At 72.1% G+C, this 18,684-nt stretch carries 16 protein-coding genes; 8 read left to right on the forward strand and 8 right to left on the reverse strand.

Features of this window, described 5'->3' with window-relative positions; translation table 11 throughout:
- Positions 1-10: 10 nt before the first annotated feature.
- Positions 11-2,068, reverse strand: coding sequence for a prolyl oligopeptidase family protein (locus ACFYUV_RS41095; RefSeq protein WP_387679074.1), 2,058 nt, complete (start codon positions 2,066-2,068; stop codon positions 11-13).
- Between the two features lie 280 nt (positions 2,069-2,348).
- Between ACFYUV_RS41095 and ACFYUV_RS41100 the strand changes: the two genes are divergently transcribed.
- The 3 genes from ACFYUV_RS41100 to ACFYUV_RS41110 are packed head-to-tail and all read left to right on the forward strand — an operon-like array spanning position 2,349 to position 3,953.
- The gene (locus ACFYUV_RS41100) at positions 2,349-2,858 is read left to right on the forward strand and encodes an HNH endonuclease (RefSeq protein ID WP_352322827.1); all 510 of its coding nucleotides are present in this window, start codon (positions 2,349-2,351) and stop codon (positions 2,856-2,858) included.
- Between the two features lie 45 nt (positions 2,859-2,903).
- Positions 2,904-3,731 (forward strand): GNAT family N-acetyltransferase, encoded by an 828-nt coding sequence (locus tag ACFYUV_RS41105; protein ID WP_387679077.1) that lies wholly within the window; start codon positions 2,904-2,906, stop codon positions 3,729-3,731.
- Between the two features lie 9 nt (positions 3,732-3,740).
- Positions 3,741-3,953 (forward strand): zinc ribbon domain-containing protein, encoded by a 213-nt coding sequence (locus tag ACFYUV_RS41110; protein ID WP_358294681.1) that lies wholly within the window; start codon positions 3,741-3,743, stop codon positions 3,951-3,953.
- A 959-nt stretch (positions 3,954-4,912) separates the two neighbouring features.
- On the opposite strand, the gene ACFYUV_RS41115 is transcribed toward ACFYUV_RS41110, so the two are convergent.
- The 3 genes from ACFYUV_RS41115 to ACFYUV_RS41125 form a co-directional block, all read right to left on the reverse strand.
- Positions 4,913-5,410: a WYL domain-containing protein gene (locus tag ACFYUV_RS41115; protein ID WP_357980526.1), complete on the reverse strand. Its 498-nt coding sequence runs from the start codon at positions 5,408-5,410 to the stop codon at positions 4,913-4,915.
- Between the two features lie 74 nt (positions 5,411-5,484).
- Entirely contained in the window at positions 5,485-7,323 is a 1,839-nt protein-coding gene (ilvD, locus tag ACFYUV_RS41120; RefSeq protein ID WP_387679081.1) for a dihydroxy-acid dehydratase, read from the reverse strand.
- An 85-nt stretch (positions 7,324-7,408) separates the two neighbouring features.
- A complete protein-coding gene (locus ACFYUV_RS41125; RefSeq protein ID WP_387679084.1) occupies positions 7,409-8,218 on the reverse strand; it encodes a thioesterase family protein in 810 nt (269 codons plus the stop codon).
- A gap of 81 nt (positions 8,219-8,299) precedes the next feature.
- Here ACFYUV_RS41125 and ACFYUV_RS41130 point away from each other — a divergent pair, with 81 nt between their 5' ends.
- Positions 8,300-9,013 (forward strand): TetR/AcrR family transcriptional regulator, encoded by a 714-nt coding sequence (locus ACFYUV_RS41130; RefSeq protein WP_387679087.1) that lies wholly within the window; start codon positions 8,300-8,302, stop codon positions 9,011-9,013.
- Positions 9,014-9,037: 24 nt separating this feature from the next.
- Here the strand turns inward: ACFYUV_RS41130 and ACFYUV_RS41135 are convergent, their stop codons facing one another.
- Positions 9,038-9,865 (reverse strand): nuclease-related domain-containing protein, encoded by an 828-nt coding sequence (locus tag ACFYUV_RS41135; RefSeq protein ID WP_387679090.1) that lies wholly within the window; start codon positions 9,863-9,865, stop codon positions 9,038-9,040.
- Positions 9,866-10,004: 139 nt separating this feature from the next.
- Between ACFYUV_RS41135 and ACFYUV_RS41140 the strand changes: the two genes are divergently transcribed.
- From ACFYUV_RS41140 to ACFYUV_RS41150, 3 genes are all read left to right on the forward strand, one after another.
- Positions 10,005-11,411, forward strand: a complete 1,407-nt coding sequence (locus tag ACFYUV_RS41140) for an amidase (protein ID WP_387679092.1) — start codon at positions 10,005-10,007, stop codon at positions 11,409-11,411.
- A 98-nt stretch (positions 11,412-11,509) separates the two neighbouring features.
- Positions 11,510-11,755 carry a hypothetical protein gene (locus tag ACFYUV_RS41145; protein ID WP_387679095.1) on the forward strand — a complete coding sequence of 82 codons (246 nt, stop codon included), beginning with the start codon at positions 11,510-11,512 and terminating at the stop codon, positions 11,753-11,755.
- A 79-nt stretch (positions 11,756-11,834) separates the two neighbouring features.
- Positions 11,835-12,221 carry a DUF5130 family protein gene (locus ACFYUV_RS41150; protein WP_387679098.1) on the forward strand — a complete coding sequence of 129 codons (387 nt, stop codon included), beginning with the start codon at positions 11,835-11,837 and terminating at the stop codon, positions 12,219-12,221.
- A gap of 298 nt (positions 12,222-12,519) precedes the next feature.
- On the opposite strand, the gene ACFYUV_RS41155 is transcribed toward ACFYUV_RS41150, so the two are convergent.
- From ACFYUV_RS41155 to pepN, 3 genes are all read right to left on the reverse strand, one after another.
- Positions 12,520-13,470 (reverse strand): hypothetical protein, encoded by a 951-nt coding sequence (locus tag ACFYUV_RS41155; RefSeq protein ID WP_364336224.1) that lies wholly within the window; start codon positions 13,468-13,470, stop codon positions 12,520-12,522.
- Positions 13,471-13,709: 239 nt separating this feature from the next.
- The gene (locus tag ACFYUV_RS41160; protein WP_387679101.1) at positions 13,710-15,188 is read right to left on the reverse strand and encodes a protein kinase; all 1,479 of its coding nucleotides are present in this window, start codon (positions 15,186-15,188) and stop codon (positions 13,710-13,712) included.
- Between the two features lie 94 nt (positions 15,189-15,282).
- Entirely contained in the window at positions 15,283-17,847 is a 2,565-nt protein-coding gene (pepN, locus tag ACFYUV_RS41165) for an aminopeptidase N (RefSeq protein ID WP_387679104.1), read from the reverse strand.
- 90 nt (positions 17,848-17,937) lie between these two features.
- Between pepN and ACFYUV_RS41170 the strand changes: the two genes are divergently transcribed.
- Complete coding sequence (locus ACFYUV_RS41170; RefSeq protein WP_387679107.1) at positions 17,938-18,558, forward strand: disulfide bond formation protein DsbA; 621 nt, start codon at positions 17,938-17,940, stop codon at positions 18,556-18,558.
- Positions 18,559-18,684: the final 126 nt, after the last annotated feature.

An 18,684-nucleotide genomic window follows, 5' to 3' on the forward strand; every position in this document is an offset into this window, starting at 1 on the left:
GCCTGCGACACTACAGACCGGTGTGCTGGGCGAGGAAGGTCAGCGTGTCGGCCGACAGGTCGACCGTCCGGCTCACCGAGCGGGCGCCGTGGCCCACCTCGGCCTCGTTGCGCAGCAGCACCGGCCGCCCGGCCGTGGAGGCGTGCTGCAACGCCGCGCACATCTTCCAGGCGTGCAGCGGGTGCACCCGCGTGTCGGACTGGAAGACGGTGAACAACGTCGCCGGGTAGGCCACCGACTCCTCGACCCGGTGGTAGGGCGAATACCCCCACAACCAGCCGAACTGCTCGGGGTCGTCGGCACTGCCGTACTCGACGTTCCAGGTCGCGCCGAGGCCGAACTTCTCGTACCTGATCATGTCGAGCAGCGGCGCCGAGCAGACCACGGCCGCGTACAGGTCGGGACGCTGCGTCAGCGCGGCGCCCACCAGCAGGCCGCCGTTGGAGCCGCCGGAGATGCCGAGCTGCTCGCGGGTGGTGACGCCGGTCTCGATGAGGTGCTCGGCCGCGGCGTGGAAGTCGTCGAACACGTTCTGCTTGTTGGCCAGCATGCCCGCGCGGTGCCAGTCCTCGCCCTCCTCGCCGCCGCCGCGCAGGTTGGCGATGGCGTAGACGCCGCCCGCCTCGACCCAGGCCAGGATCGAGGCCGAGTAGCCGGGGGTCATGGACAGGCCGAAGCCGCCGTAGCCGTAGAGGATCGTGGGCCGGGGGCCGGGCCGCTCGTCGGCGGGGGAGATGATCAGCATCCGGACGTCGGTGCCGTCCTTGGACCGGTACACCACCTGCGACGTGCGCACCGGCGGCACCTCGACCGCGCCCGGCGAGGCGGCCCACAGCGTGGTCTCGCCCGTGCGGGCGTCGTAGCGCTGGATCGTCGGCGGCGTGGTGTTGTCGGTGTAGCCGAACCACGCCTCGAAGCCGCCCTCGGGACGCTCGGAGATGCCGCCGATCGTGCCCAGCCCCGGCGTCGGCACCGAGCCGACCCGCTCGCCGGTCGCCAGGTCGTGGACGGTGATCTCGCTGATCGCGTGGCGGGTCCAGCCCACCAGCATGACCGGGCGCTCCAGGTCGTCGAGGATGGCGAAGTCGGACAGCACCGCCTCGGGGTCCTCGGGGATCAGGTCGCGCCAGGTCTCGTAGCCGGGATCGGCCGGGTCGGTCACGCACACCCGGCCGCGGGAGGCGTCCCTGTCGGTGTGGACGTAGAGCCGGCCGTCGCGGCCGAACACCAGGGCGGTCTGCGCGTCGACGCCCTCCTGCACGACCTTCAGGTCGGGGGAGTCGGCGGGCGAGGCGGTCAGGTCGGCCACCCACAGGTCGTTGCGCGGCGCGGTGCCCTCGTGCGCCGAGACCTGGAGCCAGTGGCCGTCGCGCGAGACGGAGACGCCGTAGTAGTTGGTCATCTTCAGCCCCTGGCCGAAGATCATCACGTCGTCCTCGGTCGAGGTGCCGACGCGGTGGAGGTAGACGCGGCGGTGGAACTGCGCCTCGTTCTCCGGCACCTCGGTGCGCGGCAGCCTGCGCACGTAGTAGAACGCCTCGCCGCCGGGCAGCCAGGCGATGGGGGAGTAGCGGCAGCGGTCGATCGGGCCCTCGACGCGCATCCCGGTGGCGACGTCCATGACGTAGAGGACCGACTCCTCGTCGCCGCCCACCGAGATCTGGTACGCCAGCAGCCGCCCTTCCTTGTCGGGCTGCACGGCGTCGAGCGTGGTGAGACCGGACGGGTCGATCTCCATCGGGTCGATCAGCGCCCGCTCGGTGCCGTCGGCCTCGACCACGTAGTAGACCGCGTGCTCCTGGTCGGGCGTGCGGCGGGAGAAGAACCGGCGCTCCCCGCGCCAGGCCGGAACCCCCACCGAGCCGGACCGCAGCAGCTCGGCGATGCGGTCCTTGAACCGCTGCTCGCCACGGCTGGCGTTGAACAGCTCGGCCTGCGCGAGCAGCCACTCCTTGGTGTCCGGGCTGTCAGGGTCCTCCAGCCACCGGTACGGGTCGGGGACGGGCGTTTCGTGCAGGATGTCGACGACGTCTTCGCGGCGTGCCGTCGGATAAGGCTCTCGCGTCATGCCAGGAACCCTACTGCCAAGGTGGGGGCGTAAAGCGCTGGTGAAGCGGGCATAAAACGTAACGTGTGTCCCTCTGGTCATTCCGGCTTGAAGATTATGGGGTGGCGGGGACGCTACGGCTAACGCCAGACTTGGTGACAGGACGGTGCCGTGGTGACCATCCGCTGGACCGTCCGGCGGAGGTCCATGTGACGGAAGCACCAGTGCCCCAGGAGGGGCCGACAGGCGGGACATGCCACGGCATGTCCCCTTTGATACGCGCGCGGCAGGGAGAGGCCCGATGACGCGCCAGGTCCTGCTGCTCAACGCCACCTACGAGCCGCTCACCACGCTCTCGCTCCACCGGGCCATCGTCCTGGTGCTGCGGGAGAAGGCCGACGTCGTGCACCGCGACGGGCGGGGCGCCCAGCTCCGCTCGGCGAGCTGCACCCTCGACGTGCCTTCGGTGATCAGGCTCCGCAGATACGTCCGCATCCCCTACCGGTCCCGAATCCCGCTGACCAGGGCCGCCCTCATGCGGCGCGACGACTACCGCTGCGCCTACTGCGGGCAGCGGGCCGAGACCATCGACCACGTGATCCCGAGATCGCGCGGCGGCACCCACACGTGGGAGAACTGCGTCGCCTCGTGCACGACCTGCAACCACCGCAAGGCCGACAAATACCTGGAGGAGCTGGGATGGACGCTGCGCGTCCTCCCGGCGGTGCCGAGGGGCGCCCACTGGCGGCTCATCGGCGCCTCGCTCGTCGGCGATCCACAATGGGCGCCCTACCTGGAGGCGGCGGCCTAGCAATCCCTTTGAAGCCGGAGGCCACCGCCTGCCACCATGACGGGCATGTGGACCTTCACCTCCGATCCGGAGGAATTCGCCGCGGTCGCCGAGCCGTTCCTGCTCGGCGACCCGGTCGGCAACACGGTTCCGCTGACCGTCCTGGCCAACCTGCGCGCCGGCCATCCCGCCGACGCCGCCTTCTTCGCCTGGTGGACAGCCGGGGGCCAGGTGCGCGCCGCCGCCTTCCGCACGCCGCCCGCCCCCCTGAGCCTCACGCGCATGCCCGCCGCGGCCGTCGCCCCGCTGGTCGAGGCGCTCGGCGGCGACGTGCCCATGGTCGTGGGGCCGGTCGAGGTGACGGCCGAGGTCGTCCGGCTGCTCGGCGAGCCCGACCGGACGGTGTCCGAACGGCTCTACCGGCTCGGCGCGCTCGCCGTCCCGTCCGTGCCCGGCCGCGGCCGGCTCGCCGGGCCCGGCGACTTCCCGCTGATGGTGAGCTGGTACCAGGCGTTCGGCGCCGAGGTCGGGCTCGGCGAGGCGCACGACGTTGCCGAGCGGGTCGCCCAGCGGGTGGCCGGGCGCGAGCTGTTCGTGTGGGAGGCCGAGGGCGTGCCGGTCTCGGTGGCCGGGCTCGGCCGGGCGGCCGGCGGCGTGTGCCGCGTCGGACCGGTCTACACGCCGCCGTCGTGCCGCAGGAAGGGCTACGGGGCCGCGGTCACCGCGTACGCCAGCGAAGTGGCGCTGGCCGAACGGTGCGAGCAGGTCGTGCTCTTCACCGACCTGGACAACCCGACCAGCAACGCGATCTACCGGTCGATCGGCTACGAGCCCGTCTCCGACCATGCGCACCTGACCTACGCCGGCTCCCGCTCACCGGCCACAGCGGGTTAGGCTTACCGCATGCCGCGTTACGACTTCCGCTGCCGCGCCTGCGGCTCCACGTTCGAGGTCTCCCGTCCCATGTCGGCCTCAGACGAGCCGGCGACCTGCCCGGAGGGCCACGGCGACACGGTCAAGCTGCTGTCCACCGTCTCCATGACCGGTGGCGCCGCCGCTCCCCGTCCGGCCGGCGGTGGCGGCGGCTGCTGCGGCGGAGGTTGCTGCTCCTCCTGACCGGCGGGCCCGGGTGAACGCCTCCACGGCAAGCCGGGCCGCCCGTTCCACGGTCGCCACGCCCGTCGCCATGTCCGGGCTGCGCTCCGACAGCACGGCGATGAGCAGTTCGTGCCCGTTCAGCACGATCCGGCCCACGCTGTTGACCGTCCACCGCCCGCCGTGCGCGTCCACCGGCAGCCAGCCGTTCTTGAGCGCCACCTCGCCGCCGGCGGCGCTGACGCCCCACGCCTGCGACCGGTCCACCGACGACATGAGCCCCAGCGCCCAGCGGCGGCTCGCGGCCGGCACCGGCCCGGCGGGGTCGGTGAGCTGCTCCAGCACCCGCACCTGGTCCGACGGGTGGCTGAGGGTCATGCCCCACGACAGGCCCGCGCCCGGCCTGGTGTCGCGCACCTCCAGCGCGCCCAGGACCCGGCTGAGCCCCTCCTGGCCGCCGACCGTCATGTAGAGCTCGTGCGCGCTCTCGTTGTGGCTCTGGCGGATCATCCGGGAGGCGAGCCTGCGTTCGTACGCGCCGAGCCGCCGGTGCTCGCTCTGCCTGAGCAGCAGCAGGGCGAGCAGGATGTCCACCTTGGCCACGCTGGCCAGCACGAACGGCCTGCCCTCGGCGTAGGAGTACCGCACGCCCGTCGCGCGGTCGTACACCGACAGCGCCACCCGCCCTGGACGGCCCCGCAGCTGACGTTCCAGCGCCCGGTCGAGCGCCCGCCGCGTGGCCGGCGGCAGCAGGCGCTCCACGGCCACCGCCTGGCGGTGCGCCACGATCGGGAGCGGGGCCGGACGCGGGCCCGCCGCGCAGGCGGACACGGCGACGGGCACGACGACGGGCAGCAGGGCGGCGATGAGCGAGATCCCCCGGACGCGCATGTGCGCGAGCCTGTCACGCCCCGCACCAACGCCCGGGGGCCCGAGGGTCAAGCTTGCGGCAGGTTACGCCGCGATGATCTGCTCGCGGCTCATGCCGCGGTGGTGCGCCGGCGGCGGCGCTGGAAGGGCAGGAACCGGTCGGCCAGGTGCGGCCGCGACGGGGTCAGGGTGGGCTCGACCGCGATGATGCGGTCGAACCGGAACGCCCTGATGGCCCGCCGCATCCGGCACACGCCGACCAGGTACCAGTATTCGCGGTGGACCAGGCAGGTCACCGGCTCGACGTCGCGGGAGGTGACGGCCCCCGAGGCGTCGCGGTAGTGGAGGCGGATCATGAGGCGGCTGGTGATGGCGTCGGCGATGAGCCTGGCCCGGGAGGCGGTCTCCACGGGCAGCGGCTCGGTCAGGGTCGCGAGCGTGGTCGCGATGACGTCGTCGTCGAGCTCCAGGTGTTCGAGCGCGTGTTGCAGGCCGCGCCGTGCGGCGACGGCCTGCGGGCCCGCTCCGAGGTGAGCGAGGGAGAGGGCGATGGCGGCGATCTCGGCGGTCGTCAGCGGGCGAGTCTCGTCCTTCACGACTGTCGTCATACCCCAAGAATAGGGACGACCACCGACAATTTTCGAAAATCTGTGCGGTGGACCGGGGGTCCACCGCACCCTAACTATCGGGACAGCTGCGTCAGATCACGCGAGGCGCCGGTCGAGGCGGACGTGGTCATCGCCGCGTACGCCTGCAGCGCCACGCTCACCGGACGGTTGCGGTCGCGCGGCCGGTAGCCGCCCAGGTCGGCCAGCAGCCGCTCGCGCCGCGCGGCCAGCTCGGCCTCGGGCACCCGCAGCTCCATCGACCGGCCAGGGATGTCGATGTCGATGATGTCGCCGTCCTCGACCAGCGCGATCGCGCCGCCCTCGGCCGCCTCCGGCGAGGCGTGCCCGATCGACAGCCCGGACGTGCCGCCGGAGAAGCGGCCGTCGGTGACCAGCGCGCACGCCTTGCCCAGGCCCTTGCCCTTGAGGAAGGAGGTCGGGTAGAGCATCTCCTGCATGCCGGGGCCGCCCTTGGGGCCCTCGTAGCGGATGACCACCACGTCGCCCTCCTTGACCCGCCCGCCGAGGATGCCCTCGACGGCCTGCTCCTGCGACTCGAACACCACCGCGGGCCCGCTGAACTTCCAGATCGACTCGTCGACCCCCGCGGTCTTCACCACCGCGCCGTCGAGCGAGATGTTGCCGTAGAGCACGGCCAGGCCGCCGTCGGCGCTGTAGGCGTGCTCCAGGTCGCGGATGCAGCCCTGCGCCCGGTCGAGGTCGAGGGAGTCCCAGCGGTTGTCCTGCGAGTACGCCTTCACCGTGCGCACGTTGCCCGGCGCCGCGTGCCACAGCTCGACGGCCTCGGGCAGCACGGTCGGCGACTTGACGTCCCAGGCGGCCAGCGTGTCGGCCAGCGTGCCCCCGTTGACCGTGGGCACGTCGCTGTGCAGCAGCCCCGCCCGGTCGAGCTCGCCCAGGATGGCCGGGATGCCGCCGGCGCGGTGGACGTCCTCGACGTGGTACTTGCTGGTGGCCGGGGCGACCTTGCACAGGCACGGCACCCGCAGCGAGATCTCGTTGATCTCCTTGAGGCCGAAGTCGACCTCGGCCTCGCGGGCCGCGGCCAGGATGTGCAGGATCGTGTTGGTGGAACCGCCCATCGCCACGTCGAGCGCCATGGCGTTCTCGAACGCCGCGCGGCTGGCGACCGAGCGCGGCAGCACCGACTCGTCGCCGTCCTCGTAGTAGCGGCGGGTGATCTCGACGAGCTGGCGGCCGGCGTCCTCGAAGAGCTGCTTGCGCCGCTTGTGGGTGGCCAGGATCGTGCCGTTGCCGGGCAGGGCCAGGCCCATGGCCTCGGTCAGGCAGTTCATGGAGTTGGCGGTGAACATGCCCGAGCAGGAGCCGCAGGTGGGGCAGGCGTTCTCCTCCATCTCCAGCAGCTCGGCGTCGGTCACCGACTCGTCGGCGGCGGCGACCATCGGGTCGACGAGGTCGAGCTTGCGGCCCGGCGTCTTGCCGGCCTCCATGGGGCCGCCGGAGACGAAGATCGTGGGGATGTTCAGCCGGAACGCGGCCAGCAGCATGCCCGGCGTGATCTTGTCGCAGTTGGAGACGCAGATCAGCGCGTCGGCGCAGTGGGCGTTGACCATGTACTCCACGGCGTCGGCGATCAGCTCGCGGGACGGCAGCGAGTAGAGCATGCCGCCGTGGCCCATCGCGATGCCGTCGTCGACGGCGATCGTGTTGAACTCGCGCGGGATCGCCCCCGCCTCGCGGATCGCGGCCGAGACGACGTCGCCGACCTCGCGCAGGTGCACGTGGCCCGGGACGAACTGGGTGAAGCTGTTGGCCACCGCGATGATGGGTTTGCCGAAGTCGCTCCCGGCTACGCCGGTCGCCCGGAGCAGGGCCCGGGCGCCGACCATGTTCCTGCCGTGGGTGACCGTACGTGACCTGAGGGCCGGCATTGTGCTTCTCCCATCATGAGGCGAGTCTTCACATGTTACGGCCACCCGCCCGGCACCTGAGACGCGTGTCCACTACCCGGACGGCTCAGTCCGGCAACCGTACGGCCGCGAGCTGGGTCGCCTGGGCCACCAGCCGGCCCTTGGAGTCCCAGACGTGGGCCACCTCGTCCATGCGGTCGCCGCCGACGTCCGTGGCCGACAGGCGGACCCTGATCGGGCCGGGGGCGGGCAGCCGGCGGATGTAGGCCGAGAGCTGAATCGTCGGCACCCAGCCGGACAGCCCGAGGTCGAACGAGACCGGCGGCACCGGGTCGAGCGCCACCAGCAGGCTCAGCGGGTCCCAGTCGGAGCCGTCGGCCAGGCGCTGCCAGCTCGCGATCTCGCCCTTCCTGGTCGGCGTCCCGAACGCGAACGCCAGATGCGCCGGATCGACGCGCTCCTCGACCACGGCCATCAGCGGCACGGCGAAGTCCGCGCCGGGCGGGTCGGTGGGCGCGAGGAAGCAGTCCTCCTCGGCCGGGAGCTCGACCGGGGGGAGCGAGGTCCACCAGGGGTCGCCGTCGTCCAGGACGCCGAGCGTGACGTGCGACTCGACGCGCACCCTGCCCTCCTGGGCCAGCGAGACCCGTACCTGGGCCAGGCTCCGGCCGATCCGCAGCGGCTCCACGCGCACGTCCGCCGGGCCGGGCGCGGGCGGCTCGACGAAGGCGCCGCTCACGGCGGTCACGTGCGGGTGCCGCTCGCCGGCGCCGCTCTGGCAGGCGGCGCGGGCCAGCACCGCCAGCAGGTAGCCGCCGTGCAGCTTGGTGCCCACACTCCACTGGGCGTCCAGCGTGGCGCCGAACTCGTCCGCGCCGCGGGCGACCAGCGCGGTCGCCTCCCCGAAAGTCCCCATTTTTCGCGATATCCCTTCAGATATCCGTTCAGCAGAAGGTCAGATTGACACCGTCAACCTGACGGCGTCAATCTGAGATCCATGACCGCTGCGAGACGTGTGCGCGCCCGGCGCGGAGAAGGCGGCCTGCTGCGGGAGGAGATCCTGCGCGCGGCCGAGGACCTGCTGACCGAGTCCGGCAGCGAGGACGCCCTCACCCTGCGCGCCGTCGCCCAGCGCGCCGGGGTGTCCACGCCCTCGGTCTACCTGCACTTCGCCGACAGGGAGGCGCTGCTGGAGGCCGTCTGCCTGCGCGTGTGGGACGAGTTCGGCCGGATGTTCAGCGAGAACCTGACGGGCGACCCGTTCCTCGCGCTCGGCCGCTGCGGACGGGCCTACGCCCGCTTCGCCCTCGACCATCCCGTGCAGTACCGGGTGCTGATGATGCGTCCCTCGGCCGTGCAGGGCGTGCCGCCGGCCGCCGCCGCGTGCTTCCGCCACATGGTGGACGCCGTCGCCGCCTGCGTGGCGGCCCGCGTGCTCGAAGGCGATCCCGAGGAGCTGGCGCTCGGCCTCTGGTCGGCCGTGCACGGCTGCGTCTCGCTGCTCATCGCCCAGCCGTCCTTCCCCTGGCCCGAGGACAGGGAGGCGCTGATCGACCACATCGTCCGCATCGCCGGGGTGGGCACGGCCCTGCTGTCCCGCCTGCCGGACGCCCTGCCGCCCAGCGGCGTGCTGGCCGCCGAGCTGGACGACTTCGGCGCCCGGCTGTCGGCGAGCACGTCGGCGGGCGTGAAAAAACCCCGCGGAGGGTGACTCCGCGGGGTCGGCCGGCCTGTCCTAGCCCTCGCCGTACCGGGCGGGCAGGACCTGGGCGGCGATGTCGTAGAGCCGGTCGATCTCGGCCGGGGTCAGCGCCCGCTCGCGCTTGGTGATCCACTTGCGCGCCCGGTCGCCCTGGTAGACGTCCACGCCGCGGATGGTCATGATCTTCCACGGCACGGGCGGTCCGTAGATGGCCAGGGACGGCACGACGACGACCTCGCGGCCGAACGCCTTGCTGATCAGCTCGCTGGCCTGGGACGCCTCCCATTTGGCCTCGGTCAGCCTCGGCTTCATGTCGAAGGGGCCGTGGAAGAGCTTCTTGCCCGACTGGACGCGGACGGGAAGCCGTTTGTCCCACTTCTCGGAGTCCACGGCGTAGACGCCGGTCGGCCCCACCACGAGGTGGTCGATCTGGGCCTCGCTGCCGGGGATCGCCCTGGCGTGCAGGGTGCGGTAGCCGCTGCGCTCCAGCCTGCGGAGCTGCCCCTCGGTACGCCGCTCGGCCACGGACGCGCGCCGCCACGCCGGCACCGTGGAGTGGGACCGCGCGCGGTAGACCGCTTCGAAAATGGCCGCGACCACCCCGGCGGTGACGCCCAGACGCCAGTCGCGCAGCAGGAAACCCACCACGATCGCCACGCCGATCGCCACGAGCGCGCGATTGCGCATGCGGCGGAACCGCGGCTCCTGGAGCAGGTCACGCACGGACGCGCGTTCCACGGGCGCGTAGGTGGTGGTGGGCGCCGATGGTGTCGCGGCGGCGGTGCGCTCGCCCTCTGGCCGGTCGCTCACCCAGATGGGTGACGCGGTGTGACCGTCTTCTCGCTGGTTGTCGGAGTCCACGTAACTCACCGTAGCTCGGAGATCGGAATGATTCCTAGTGTTGACCTGTCCATAGTTTTATGGCCCAGCTCATCGTGTTCCACTCATGTTTTCGGGGTATGTCTTACGTTCTTCTCTAGAGATGCCTAGTGTGCCGATCGTGCGAGAAATACACGAGCTTTCCGCGCTCGAGCAGGCCCGGGCCGTCCGCGACCGTGACGTCTCACCGGTCGAGCTCGCCCAGCACTATCTCGACCGGATCGAGCGGATCGATCCCTCGGTCGGCGCGTACGTCACCGTGACCGCCGAACAGGCGCTCGACCAGGCGCGCCGCCTGGAGAAAGACCTGCCTGACGGGCCGCTGGCCGGGGTGCCGATCCCGGTCAAGGACCTCAATCTGGTCAAGGACGTGCCGATCACCTTCGGCTCGGCGGTCTACCGGGGGTTCGTCGCGCCGGTGGACGACACGGTCGTGACGCGGCTGCGCGAGGCCGGCACGGTCATGCTCGGCAAGACCGCCACCCCCGAGTTCGGGCTGCCCTGCTACACCGAGACCGACGTCTCGCCGCCCGCCCGCTCGCCCTGGGACCTCGGCACGTCGGCAGGCGGGTCCAGCGGGGGAGCGGCCGCCGCCGTGGCCGCCGGGCTGGCGCCGGCCGCCCAGGGCAGCGACGGCGCGGGCTCGATCCGCATCCCGGCCTCCGCATGCGGCCTGTACGGCATCAAGCCCACCCGCGGCCGGATCAGCTTCGCCCCGATCATCCCCGACCTGGCCGGCATGTCCACGAACGGCCCGATCGCCCGTACCGTCGCCGACGCCGCGGCCCTGCTCGACGTCATGGCGCACAACGAGCCCGGCGACCTCTACCTCGCGCCCCGGCACGAGGGCACGTACCTCGCCTGCGCCGGCCGCGACCCCGGACGGCTGCGCATCGCCCGCTACGCCGACCCCGTCGTGCCGGGGGCCGAGGTCGATCCCGAGGTGCTGGCCGCGTACGAGGGCGCCGCCGCGATCCTCGCCGGCCTCGGTCACGAGGTCGTGGAGATCCCCAGGCCGTTCGGCGCGGACCTCGTGCCGCAGTTCGTCACCCTCTGGTACACCTTCGCCTGCATGCACCCGGTCGCCGACGATCAGGGGCACCTGCTCAGGCCGCTCACCCGGTGGCTGCGCGAGCGCGGCCTGGCCACCACCGCCCCCGCGTTCCTCCAGGCCCAGGCCGCCCTCCAGCTCGCCACCCGGGGCGCGCTCACGATCACGAACGCCTACGACGCGGTGCTCACCCCGACCCTCACCCAGCCGCCCAGGCCGGTCGGCTGGTTCGAGGACGTGGACGACGTCGAGGAGACCTTCGAACGCATGAAGCGCTTCGCCGCCTTCCCGGCGATCTACAACGTCAGCGGCCAGCCCGCGGTCAACCTGCCGCTGCACTGGAGCGCCGAGGGCCTGCCGATCGGCGTCATGCTGGCCGGGCGGATCGGCGGTGAGGGCACCCTGATCTCGCTGTCGGCCCAGGTTGAGGCGGCTGTGGGCGGGTTCTGGGGCGAGCGGCGGCCGTCCGTCTGGTAGGAGGGTCCCGTACGGGTCTGGCCGGGCACCCGCCGGAGGATTACGTTCGTCGTGTGAACAGCGCTGCGGAAAGTCTGCTCTTTCTCATCGGGGTGTCCTTGGGGCTGTTCGTACTGATCAGCCTGCTGGTCATGGTGCCGGGGCGGGGCTCGTCCCGGGTGGCGGAGCCGGGGCCGGTGTGGCTGGGCGGGCCGTCCGGGAGCGAGCACGGCGTGAGCACGTCGACCCGGGTGCTGGCCGACGGCGCCGCCCCCTGGGCGCGGACGCCCGAACCCGACTGGACGGCCGCGGCCATGGCCGTCGAGCCGGACGAACACCTCGGCGGCGCCTCGGCAGGCTGGTGACACAACGATGCCCCCCTCGAACCAGCCCTCTGAGCAGCCCTCTGAGCAGGCGCTGACACAGGCTTCGGCGCAGACACCGATGCGGACGTGGCCCCGTGCGCCCAGGCGGGCGCTGACGACGGCTCAGGTCGACGATCTCAGGAGGGCCGTCCAGAGGGCCGAGCGGCGCAGCGGGTTACGCTTCGGCGTGTTCCTGGGCGAGCCGGTCGGCGCGCGACGGCACTTCGCCGAGCGCCTGCACGCCGCCCTGGGCGCCGAGTCGGCCGACGCCGTGGTCGTGTTCGTCGATCCGGCGGGACACGCCCTGGAGATCGTCACCGGCGCGAACGCGAGGCGGCGGCTGAGCGACGGCGCCTGCCGGCTCACCGCCCTGTCGATGGCCACCGCCTTCAGCGCGGGCGACCTGATCGGCGGCCTCCTGTACGGCATCACCGCCCTCGCCGACCAAGCCACCCTCCACCACTGACCCTCCGCCGACCCGGGCGTGCCAACCTGGCGGGCGCGGCCGCGCAGGTGCCCTCCATGTGCAGGCACGGCACCCATGGCTCCAAGGAGCACCGCACCCTTCGGCTCGATCACGCCTCGCACGGGCACCCCTCGGTCCGAAGACACCGCACCCTGCGGGCCAGTCACGCTGCCGCACGGCCCCTTCGGCCCAGCCACGCTGTCGCGAGGCCCCTTTCGGGTCGGCCACGCTCTCACGCGCCCCCCTTCCGTGCCGAGCACACCAGCGTCGTCGGCTCAGGTGTGTTCGGGGGGTGTGGTCAGGCGCGTTGCAGCAGGGTGACGACGTGGTCGCTGACGCCGGCGAGCAGGCTGGACGGTTCGATCGGCGCTCCGGCCACGGCCGAGAACAGGGCGGGCAGCCCCGGCAGCGGGAAACCGTCGTCCTTGGCGGCCGCGGCGCCCACCGCGTTCTTGTCCAGCGCCGTCCGGCTGCGCTCCCAGGCGTCGAGCACCTCCTCCGGCGACGGCACCCCGAACCCGTGCCCGACGGGCGCCGCGTGCCGCAGCCGGACGAGCGGCGTCTCGGCGAAGGTCAGCGCGGTACGGGCGCGTACCTGCAGGTCGGCGCGGGGCTCGGGGTCGATCCAGTCCATGGCGGTGCAGGGGTTGCGGCAGGTCGCGACGCAGACCGCGAGCGCGCCCGCCAACTGGCTGTGCTGCCGGTCGAAGTAGGCCCGCCAGCCCTCCCCGGGTTCGACCGACACCCGCAGCGTGCGGTTCGTGGCCGACTGCTCGGACTTGGTGTGGTCGCACTCACGGTCGCCGATCACGCCGAACCTGCTCCCGGGCGCGCTCAGCCCGGCGGGCCAGCGGGCCGGATCGCCGGCGTGGCCGAGCTGCGGCTCGAACGCCAGCAGCGGCAGGTACTCGCTGGCGATGTGCACGGCCGCGATCATGGGGCTCAGCTCCCGCCGGTGCCAGCGGACGGCGATCACCTCGAGCAGCAGGCCGTAGGCGGGCTTGAGCGACTCCAGGGCTCCGCGCGGCTGCTCCCGCGGCGTCTGCGGCATGTGGCAGGCGCGGGCGAGCCGGCGCAGGTCGGCCGGTACGGACCTGGCCTCGGCGGCGAAGTCCTCGGCGTCGAGCGAGAGCAGCCGCTGCCCGAACTCGCACACGTCGGAGATCTCGGCCGTGGGGGCGAGCGCACCCAGATCGGCGAAGGCGTACCGGCGGGCGAGGGCGATCAGCAGCTCACGAGTCGAATCCACGCGAAGACTTTCTCACGATCTTGCAGCAGTCACGGACATGGGGCACGCACGCACCAGACGTCCCGAAGCGGTCACCGGCTCGGGGCGCGTACGCCCTGAGCGCCCTGAAGCAGCCACGGGCTCGGAACGCGTGGGCGCCGGGCGTCCTGGAGTGGTCACGGACGTGGGATGCGCACACGTCGGACGTTCCGGAGCGGTTACGGGTACGGCGCGCCCACGCACCGGACGGCCCGAGGTGGTTACGGGCATGGGGCGCGTACGCATTGCACGTCTTCGGGCGGGCTGGTGACCGTGGGTTCGTCCGTGGGCTCCTCAGGGGGCTGGGTGGGCTCCTGTGTCGGCTCGGGCTCCGAGGTGGTCACGGTCGGCGTGGGCTTCGGCGAGACGGTGGGCGTGGCGCTCGGCGTGGTGGGGGCCACGGTCGGGCCGGGGGTCGCGCTGGTGGTGCCGCTCGGCTTGGCGCTCGGCACGGCCTTGGTCGGCGGCGCGGGCTCCTTGGTGGTGTGCTCGGGGCTGCTCGGGCTGTGGACCTGCGTGGTCTCGTCGGCAGGCGGGAGCACCTGGCCCGTGCTGGCGGGCTCGGCCGGACGCAGCCACACCGACCCCGCCACCGCGGCCGACACCACGACGGCGGCCGCCATCGTGGCCAGGGCCGTCAGCGTGCGACGACGGCGGGAGCTGCCGCCGGCGGGGGCCGACGGCATGGTGAGCGGCGAGCCGGGGTCGGCCACGGGCATGACGCCCGTCGGCTGAAGACCCGGATGGGACCCCGTGGGAAGGCCCGAGTGGGGGTCCGTGGGAAGACCTGTGTAGGAGCCGGTGGGGAGGCCCGTGTGGGAGCCCGTCGTGGGCGGGGTCGCCGGAGCGGCGGTGAGCGGCGGGCCGGGCAGGGCCGCGCCACTGACCGACGCGCGGGCCGCCCGCGCCATGTCGGACGCCGACGACCAGCGCTGCGCCGGGTCCTTCTGCAGCGCCCGCGTCACCACCTGGCGCACGGCCGGCGGCAGGTCGGCCGGCGGCTCGGGCACGGGCGCGTTGAGATGCTTGAAGATGATCTGCACAGGGGTGTCCCCCTGGTACGGCAGCCGCCCCGTCAGGCACTCGTAGGCCACCACGCCCAGCGCGTAGACGTCGACCGCCGGGGTGACCTCGTTGCCCGCGGCCATCTCCGGTGCGCAGTAGGCGGCCGAGCCGAGCATGGTGCCCGTGGCCGTGAGATGGCCGGCCGAGGCGGAGTGGGCGACCCCGAAGTCGGTCAGCGCGACCTGCCCGTCGGGCCGGACCATGAGGTTGGCCGGCTTGACGTCGCGGTGGACGATGCCCTGGGCGTGGGCCGCGGCCAGCGCGTCGCCCACCTCGGCGACCAGGCGCATGGCCTCCTGCGCGCCGAGCGGGCCGCGCCGCAGCACCCGGTCGAGCGACTCGCCCCGGACGTATTCCATCACCAGGTAGCTGACCCGGCGCCCGTCGGCCTCGTGGACGCCGTAGTCGTAGACGCCGACCACGCCGCGGTGCCTGAGCGTGGCCATGGCTCTGGCCTCGTTCTGGAAGCGCTGGGTGAAGGTGGGGTTCTCCGACAGGGCGGGCATCATCACCTTGACCGCGACGGCCCGGCCCAGCACGAGGTCGTCGGCACGCCAGACCTCGCCCATGCCGCCACCGCCGAGGCGGTCGGCCAGCATGTAGCGGTCGTTGAGCGTGGTACCGGCGCCTAGCACGTACTTGAGGCTAACACCCGGTCTCCGTGCTCAGGCCGTATTCGCCGCAGCGCGAAGCCAGGTCCCCGCCGGGTGTGGCGGGGACCCGGACGGATCAGGCCGACGCGGCGTCGGTCTCGCGGTTGCGCAGGGCGCGGCTGACGCCGTCGGCGCCCTCCAGGATCAGCCTGCGCAGGGCCTGCGGCGGCTGCTCTGCGGCCAGGAAGTCCTGGGCCGCCTTGACCGTGGCGGGCTCGATGAGCAGCGCGGGGAAGCAGTTCATGGCGAACGTCGAGGCCTTCTCGAACGTCCACTCGCGGTAGACGCGCCCGACCTCGGCGAAGTACTTCTCCCGGTACGGCTCCAGCAGCTCGGCGTGGTGGGCGTCCTGGAAGCCGGCGATGGTGTTGCGGGCGATGTGGTTGGCCAGCTCGCCGCCCACGATCCGGTCCCAGGCCGCCGCCTTGGCCTCGGCCGTCGGGATCGCGGCCCGGCACAGCGCGGCCGACCGCTCACCCGTCGCCGTAGGGTCGCGCTCCAGCTCGGCGGCGATGTCGGGCTCGCCCAGCCGGCCGCCGGAGACCAGCGCGGCCACCAGCGTCCAGCGCAGGTCGGCGTCGACGGTCAGGCCCTCGGGCACGCCGGTGCCGTCGAGGATGGCCTGCAGCAGGTCGAGGTCGGCGCCGGCGACCGCCACCGGGGCGAACGCCTGGAGGAAGGCGAGCTGGTGGTCGGAGCCGGGCGCGGCCGAGCCGAGCAGCGAGCGCAGCTCGGCGGCCAGCAGCGCCTCGCCCTCGGCCCGCCAGGCCGGGGCGGCGTACTGCTGGACGGCCTGGCGCGCCTGGCGCAGCACCGCCTGCAGGACCGTGATGTCGGAGACCGTGCCCGCGCCGGAGATGACCAGCCTGACGTAGTCGCGGGTGGACATCTCACCGTCGCGGGTCATGTCCCAGGCCGCCGACCAGCACAGGGCGCGCGGCAGCGACTCGGTGAAGGCCGCGATGCCGCCCTCGACGAGCGTGCGCAGGGAACGCTCGTCCAGCCTGATCTTGGCGTAGGTCAGGTCGTCGTCGTTGAGCAGCACCAGGTCGGGCTGCTCGGCGCCGACCAGCTCGGCCACGCTGGTACGGGCGCCCACCACGTCGAGCTCGACCCGCTTGGTGCGGGTGAGCACGCCGTCGGCCAGCGAGTACAGGCCGATGGCGATGCGGTGCGAGCGCAGCGTCGGGTAGTCGGCCGGGGCCTCCTGGAGCACCTCGAAGGAGGTGAAGCGGCCGTCGGACACCTCGAAGGAGGGCCGCAGCGTGTTGACCCACGCGGTCTCCAGCCACTCCTTCGACCACGACGACAGGTCGCGGCCCGAGGTGCGCTCAAGGGCGGCGAGCAGGTCCTTCAGCTCGGTGTTGCCCCAGGCGTGCTCGGCGAAGTAGTCGCGCACGCCGGCCAGGAAGTTGTCCAGGCCGACGTAGGCGACGAGCTGCTTGAGCACCGAGGCGCCCTTGGCGTACGTGATGCCGTCGAAGTTGACCTCGACCGCCTGCATGTCGGGGATGTCGGCGGCGATCGGGTGGGTGGAGGGAAGCTGGTCCTGGCGGTAGGCCCAGGACTTCTCCACGTTGGCGAACGTGGTCCACGCGCCGTTGCCCCAGCGGGTGGCCTCGGCCTGGGCCAGCACGGACACGTACGTGGCGAAGGACTCGTTCAGCCACAGGTCGTCCCACCAGCGCATGGTGACCAGGTCGCCGAACCACATGTGGGCCATCTCGTGCAGGATCGTCTCGGCGCGCCGCTCGACGACCGCGTCGGTCACGCGGGAGCGGAAGACGTAGTCCTCCAGGAACGTCACGCAACCGGCGTTCTCCATCGCCCCGGCGTTGAACTCGGGCACGAAGAGCTGGTCGTACTTGGTGAAGGGGTAGCGGACGCCGAACACCCTGTGGAAGAAGTCGAAGCCCTGCCTGGTGACCTCGAAGAGGTTGTCGGCGTCGAGGTGCTCGCCGAGCGAGGCGCGGCAGTAGAGCCCGAGGGGGATGCCGTCGTGCTCGGAGGTGACCTTGTAGTACGGCCCGGCCACCAGCGCGGTGATGTACGTCGAGATCACCGGCGTCGGCTCGAACTCCCAGCGCCTGGCCGCCTGGACGCCGCCGTGGCGCCCGGACTGCCCTTCGAGGTCCTCGACCTTGGCCGCGGCGCCGTTGGAGACGACCTCCCAGTCGGCGGGGGCCAGCACGGTGAGCTGGAAGACGGCCTTGAGGTCGGGCTGGTCGAAGCAGGCGTACATGCGGTGGGCGTCGGCCGTCTCGAACTGGCTGTGCAGGTAGACCTTCTGGTCGACCGGGTCCACGAAGCGGTGGAGACCCTCGCCCGTGCGCATGTAGCTGCAGTCGGCGTCGACCAGCAGCTCGTTGGACTCCGCCAGCGAGGGGAGCGGGAAGCGGCCCTTTTCGGCGTCGTAGGAGGAGACGTCGAGGTCGGCGCCGTTGAGGGTGACCTTGCGCACGTTGGCGCCGTGCAGGTCGATGAAGGTGGAGGCGCCCGGGCTGGTGCTGGTGAAGCGCACCGTCGTGACGCTCTCGAAGCGCTCGTCCCCCTCCGTCAGGTCGAGTGCGACCTCGTACGACTCGACCTTCAACAGCCGGGCGCGCTCGCGAGCCTCGTCCCGGGTCAGGTTGCCTGCCAAGTTGCGCTCCTTTTCACCACTTCGTTGTAGTTTGTCGGTATCCTGCCACGCCGGGAATAGGACCTCGACACCCTCAGGTTATGGCCCCACGTGACTGAGAAGATTCCCGTGGACCTGTGGTTCGATCCTTTCTGCCCTTTTGCCTGGGCGACGTCACGATGGCTTCTCGAAGTGGAGAAGGTACGCGCCATCGAGCCGCGCTGGCACGTCATGAGCCTCAACGTCCTCAACGAGGGCAAGGACGTGCCCGACTCCTACCGTGAGGCCATCGTCAGGGCCATCGAACCCGTCCGCGTGGTGGCCGCCGCGCGGGCCGCGCACGGCGACGAGGTCGTCGGCCCGCTCTACACCGAGCTCGGCACGCGCCTGCACAACGAGCGCGGGATGAAGGACCTCAGCCGCCTCGGCGAGCTGATCGAGGACTCCCTGGAAGCGATCGGCCTCAGCCGCGACCTCGCCGCCGCCGCCCACTCCACCGAGTGGGACGACGCCGTACGCGCCTCCCACCAGGAGGGCATCACGCTGGTCGGCCAGGACGTCGGCACCCCGGTCATCCGCGTCGGCGCCAACGCCTTCTTCGGCCCCGTGATCACGTCCATCCCGAAGGGCGAGGACGCGGGCAGGCTGTGGGACGGCGTGCTTCTCGTCACCGAGTTCGAGGACTTCTTCGAGCTCAAGCGCACTCGTACCAGACAGCCCACCTTCGACTAGATATGTCGCCACCGCCGGGGTAAGACTCATATCCCGGCGGTAGGTTCTCGGGCGCGCGGAGGATGAGGAATCCCCCTCTGCTCGATCCGTGGTCTCGCCAGCCCCACGACGTGCACGCGAGGATGG

The sequence above is a fragment of the Nonomuraea sp. NPDC003560 genome, assembly GCF_042878785.1.
Taxonomy (GTDB): Bacteria; Actinomycetota; Actinomycetes; order Streptosporangiales; family Streptosporangiaceae; genus Nonomuraea.